General features: G+C 52.1%; 1 protein-coding gene and 1 pseudogene. Both read right to left on the reverse strand.

From position 1 onward, the window contains the following. Positions 1-1,353, reverse strand: a pseudogene (locus tag J7439_RS24750) (hypothetical protein); the annotation flags it as partial. 224 nt (positions 1,354-1,577) lie between these two features. Next, the gene (locus tag J7439_RS24755; RefSeq protein ID WP_209204725.1) at positions 1,578-5,513 is read right to left on the reverse strand and encodes an RAP domain-containing protein; all 3,936 of its coding nucleotides are present in this window, start codon (positions 5,511-5,513) and stop codon (positions 1,578-1,580) included. Between the last annotated feature and the right edge of the window lie 226 nt (positions 5,514-5,739).

Here is a 5,739-nt window from a genome sequence, read left to right on the forward strand (position 1 = left end):
CACGGCCCCTTTAAGCCCTGGTGTCTGCTTCTGGCCGTTGTCCACCAGTTTCGCCATGGCCCACAGCAGGTTGGCGATATGCTGAGGAATAAATTGGTCTTTCTGTGCGTTCACGAGGGGCAACAGCGCGATCACGGCTTCTTTGAGTTCTGGTGTCTGCTCATGCCCGTTGTCCACCAGTTTCGCCATGGCCCACAGCAGGTTGGTAATATGCTGAGGAATAAATTGGCCTTTCTGTGCGTTCACGAGGGGCAACAGCACGGCCACGGCCCCTTTAAGCCCTGGTGTCTGCTTCTGGCCGTTGTCCACCAGTTTCGCCATGGCCCACAGCAGGTTGGCGATATGCTGAGGAATAAATTGGTCTTTCTGTGCGTTCACGAGGGGCAACAGCACGGCCACGGCCCCTTTAAGCCCTGGTGTCTGCTTCTGGCCGTTGTCCACCAGTTTCGCCACGGCCCACAGCAGGTTGGCGATATGCTGAGGAATAAATTGGTCTTTCTGAGCGTTCACCAGGGACAACAGGGATGCCACGGCCTCGTTGAGCCCCGGTGTCAGCTCCTGCCCGTTGTCCACCAGCTTCGCCATGGCCCACAGCAGGTTGGCAGTATGCTGATGAATAAATTGGTCTTTTTGTGCGTTGATGTGGGGCAACAGTGCGGCCACGGCCTCGTTGAGCCCCGATGTCAGCTCGTGCCCGTTGTCCACCAGTTTCGCCATGGCCCACAGCAGGTTGGCGATACCCTGGGCATCAATATCCCGTGCTTCAGGTTTTTGGTTGCACTTGAATATTATTGCATCAAGCAGAGTGGACAATAAGGCAGCTTGAGTGAGCTGAACACACTCATCCATGGGCTTATACGGGGTAAAAACACCCGCTGCAGTAAAGGAATGAAGTGTTGTTGTCAGGCTTCGCCAATTCCAGCTCCGCGTTGCTGTGAAATTGTGCAGCGAACGCATCAGCTGGCTTTGTTCCGCTCGATTTAACGGTCTTTTAGCATTTGACGTGTATTTTTTAATTGTACTGGCATATAGGCCATGATCTCTCCCATCATAGCGATGACCGAAACGGTGCGATTTACTCACCAGGCCATCCATTATTTCCTGTTGGGTGAGCGCATTAAAATCTTGAACAGTATTTACTGAACGGCGCAGTAGATAGTGAGAAGAGTATGCGCTGGAAGATTGGTAAAATTCATTACGCCTTGGGGCTGTGCAGGATGGAGGATCCCATTGTCTGACTGTGGTATGTCTGTATCGTCCGCGCCTTGAAGAAGCGGCATGGTCACTGGGTTGCTTGTAATCATTATTTGATCTTGTGCGTTGACCACTGATACCAGTAGAGCTTTTATCCATAATTATATTTCATTAATTAATGAAAATATAAAAAGCAGACTGCTGTTTTGTTCAAAAGTTCATTTTGCTGCAACGTCTATAAACGTAAACGGTTGGGGAAACACATCTACTCCTGATGCCATCAACCCGTTATTTTCAAATCATCCGGGGCAACAGGTGTTCAACACTGGCATTCCTTCCCGGCATGTGAAAACGGATCTTGAGTAATGAAAGGAGGAAGGCGATTACTGGTTGTTTGTTTTCTTTCTCTTTGCCGGTTTACCGGTTTGCTCCTCTGAATGTTCTCCGGTAGTCAAGTAACCATGACCTGAGGGTTGCGTGCCTTTATCAGCAGTAACGTATGCCTCATCTGCCCGCCTTCTTTTCAGTGATACAGAGCCATGCTCCCGTGGCGGGAAGCCTATCCTGGTCTTTATTTGATTAATGTATGGTTTTATTAAATCCTGATTCAAGAGCCTGTTAACCGGAATTTCAATGACCTCAAATCCTGCTTTTTGCAACAGTGCGATTTTCAGCAGAGTCGAACCATTCCTGGTGTTGAAATCACCACCCACGTAATGTGAGGGTCCCTGAACTTCAATCACCATGTTGTGATCTGGCAGGAGCAGGTCAACCGGAGGCAGTGAGTTCAGACTCTTTTCTTCTTCAATCTGCAAAGAGGGAAAGCTTGATTGGAGTTGATCGCGAAAGTCGGCCTGGGTTTTTGAAATGTTTGTCTGGTAATGGGGGACGACTGGACACGCTCTCCCAAGCCAACTTGCGGCCATGGCAATGATGCGTTGATCCTCTTCATTGTCTGAGGATGTATTTTCCAGACGAGCAAACAGCTCATCCATGTGCTTTTCAAGCCAGTTATTGTTATTGGAGTCCAGAGACAATCTGGCACAGCAAACCATGACTCCCCAGAGAGACATCAATAGGTCTTGCTGTAAGAGCTGAGGGTGTTCACTGATTCGGTAAACAAGCGATTCGAGCATAGAGGTCACCAGGTTCAGCTCAACGAACTCACCCAGTTTCGCTGTGGCCCACAGCAGATTGGCGATTTCCTTTGGTTTAAAGTTAGCTTTCTGTGTGTTCACGTGGCGCAATAGCGCGGCCACGGCCTCGTTGAGCTCTGAAGTCCACTCCCCATTGCCCACCAGTTTCGCCATGGCCCACAGCAGGTTGGCGATTTCCTGTGGTTTAAAGTTAGCTTTCTCCGTGTTGGCGCGTGGCAACAGCGCGGCCATGGCCTCGTTAAACTCTGGAGTTCGCTCCTGCCCGTTGTCCACCAGTTTCGCCATGGCCCACAGCAGGTTGGCGATATGCTGAGGAATAAATTGGTCTTTCTGTGCGTTCACGAAGGGCAACAGCACGGCCACGGCCCCTTTAAGCCCTGGTGTCTGCTCCTGCCCGTTGTCCACCAGTTTCGCCATGGCCCACAGCAGGTTGGCGATATGCTGAGGAATAAATTGGTCTTTAAATGCGTTCACGTGGGGCAACAGCGCGGCCACGGACTCGTTCAGTTCTGGTGTCCGCTCCTGCCCGTTGTCCAGCAGTTTCGCCATGGCCCACAGCAGGTTGGCGATAGCCTGTGGTGTAAAGTTATCTTTCTGTGCATTCACGAGTGGCAACAGCGCGGCCACGGTCTCTTTAAGCTTTGGTGTATCCTGCCCGTTGTCCAGTAGTTTCGCCATGGCCCACAGCAGGTTGGCGATAGCCTGTGGTGTAAAGTTATCTTTCTGTGCGTTCACGAAGGGCAACAGCGCGGCCACGGCCTTGTTGAGCCCTGATGTCCGCTCCAGCCCGTTGTCCACCAGTTTCGCCGTGGCCCATAGCAGGCTGGCGATTTCCTGTGGTTTGAAGTTAGCTTTCTGTGCGTTCACGAAGGGCAACAGCGCGGCCACGGCCTTGTTGAGCCCTGGTGTCTGCTCCTGCCCCTTGTCCACCAGTTTTGCCATGGCCCACAGCAGGTTGGCGATATGCTGAGGAATAAATTGGTTTTTCTTTGCATTCACCTGGGGCAACAGTGTGGCCACAGCCTCTTTGAGCCCCGGTGTCCGCTCCTGCCCGTTGTCCACCAGTTTTGACATGGCCCACAGCAGGTTGGCGATACCCTGTGGTGTAAAGTTTGCTTTCTGTGCGCTCACTTGGGGCAACAGCACAGCCAACGCCTCGTTGAACTCTGGTGTTCGCTTTTGCCCGTTGTCCACCAGTTTCGCCATGGCCCACAGCATGTTGGTGATATGCTGAGGAATAAATTGGTCTTTCTGTGCGTTTACGAAGGGCAACAGCACGGCCACGGCCCCTTTAAGCCCTGGTGTCTGCTCCTGCCCGTTGTCCACCAGTTTCGCCATGGCCCACAGCAGGTTGGCGATTTCCCGTGGTTTGAAGTGAACTTTCTGCCCATTCACGTGGTGCACCAGCGCGGCCAGGGCCTCGTTCAGTTCTGGTGTCCGCTCATGCCCATTGTCCACCAGTTTCGCCATGGCCCACAGCAGGTTGGTGACACCCTGGGCATTAAATTGGTCTTTCTGTGCGTTTACGCGGGTCAACAGCGCTGCCACGGACTCGTTCAGTTCTGGTGTCCGCTCCTGCCCGTTGTCCACCAGTTTCGCCATGGCCCATAGCAGGTTGGCGATATGCTTAGGAATAAATTGGTCTTTCTGTGCGTTCACGAAGGGCAACAGCACGGCCACGGTGCCTTTAAGCCCTGTTGTCTGCTCCTGCCCGTTGTCCACCAGTTTCGCCATGGCCCACAGCAGGTTGGCGATACCCTGTGGTCTGAAGTTAGCTTTCAGTGCGCTCACGTGGGGCAACAGCCCGGCCACAACCTCGTTGAGTTCTGGTGTCTGTTCCTGCCCGCTGTCCACCAGTTTTGCCATGGCCCACAGCAGGTTGGCGATTTCCCGTGGTTTGAAGTGAACTTTCTGCCCGTTCACGTGGTGCATCAGCGCGGCCAGGGCCTCGTTCAGTTCTGGTGTCCGCTCATGCCCGTTGTCCACCAGTTTCGCCATGGCCCACAGCAGGTTGGTGACGCCTTGGGCATTAAATTGGTCTTTCTGTGCGTTTACGCGGGTCAACAGCACGGCCACGGACTCGTTCAGTTCTGGTGTCCGCTCCTGCCCGTTGTCCACCAGTTTCGCCATGGCCCACAGCAGGTTGGCGATATGCTGAGGAATAAATTGGTCTTTCTGTGCGTTCACGAAGGGCAACAGCACGGCCACGGCCCCTTTAAGCCCTGGTGTCTGCTCCTGCCCGTTGTCCACCAGTTTCGCCATGGCCCACAGCAGGTTGGCAATTTCCTGTGGTTTAAAGTTAGCTTTTTGTGCGTTCACGTCGGGCAATAGTCTGGCCACGGCCTCGTTGAGCTCTTGTGTTCGCTCCTGCCCCTTGTCCACCAGTTTTGCCATGGCCCACAGCAGGTTGGCGATACCCTGAGCATTAAATAGGTCTTTCTGTGTGTTCACGTGGAACAGCAGCGCGGCCACGGCCTCGTTGAGCTCTTGTGTTCGCTTCTGCCCGTTGTCCACCAGTTTTGCCATGGCCCACAGCAGGTTGGCGACTCCCTGGGCATCAATGTCCCTGACTTGAGGTTTTTGGTTGCAGATAAATATTATTGCATCCAGTAGCGTTGACAATAAGTTAGCTTGAGTAAGCTTTACACGCTCATCCATGGGGTTATGAAGGGTAAAAACACCCGCTGAAGTCAATGAATGAAGTGTTGTCGTCAGGCTTCGCCAATTCCAACTCCGTGTTGTGGTAAAATTTTGCAGCAAGCGCAGCAGCTGGCTTTGTTCCGCTCGATTTAACGGTCTTTTAGCAGCTGACGTGTATTTTTTAATTGAACTGGCATACAGACCGTGATCTCTCCCATCATAGCGATGACCGAAACGATAAGATTTACTCGCCAGGTCATCCATTATTTCCTGTTTGATGAGCGCATTAAAATCCTGAGCAGGGTTTACTGAGCGGTACTGTAGATGTTGAGAAGAGCGTGTGAAAGAAGAATGGTAAAATTCATTACGCCCGGGGACAGTGCGGGAGGGGTTATCCCATTGTCTGACTGTGGCATATCTATATCGTCCACGCCGTGAAGAAGTAGCCTGGCCATTCGGTTGGTTGTCATCATTGCCTGATCTTGCGTATTGACTACTGATACCAGCAGAGCTTCTATCCATAACTATATTTCATTAATTCATGAGAATATAAAAAGCAGACTGCTGTTCTGTTCAGAAGTTCATTTTGCTGGAATGTTGATCAATGTAAGCAGTGGGAGAAACTCATCTGCTCCTGATGCCAACCATCCATTATCTTCAAATCATCCGGGGCGAAATTCAGGGGCAACAGGTCTTCAGCTGGTAGAACTTTACTTGAATGTGAAAACGGTTCCCGGGTGGGAGGGGG

Origin of the sequence: Salinisphaera sp. G21_0 (genome assembly GCF_017744115.1) — a bacterium.
Classification (GTDB): Bacteria; Pseudomonadota; Gammaproteobacteria; order Pseudomonadales; family Endozoicomonadaceae; genus Endozoicomonas.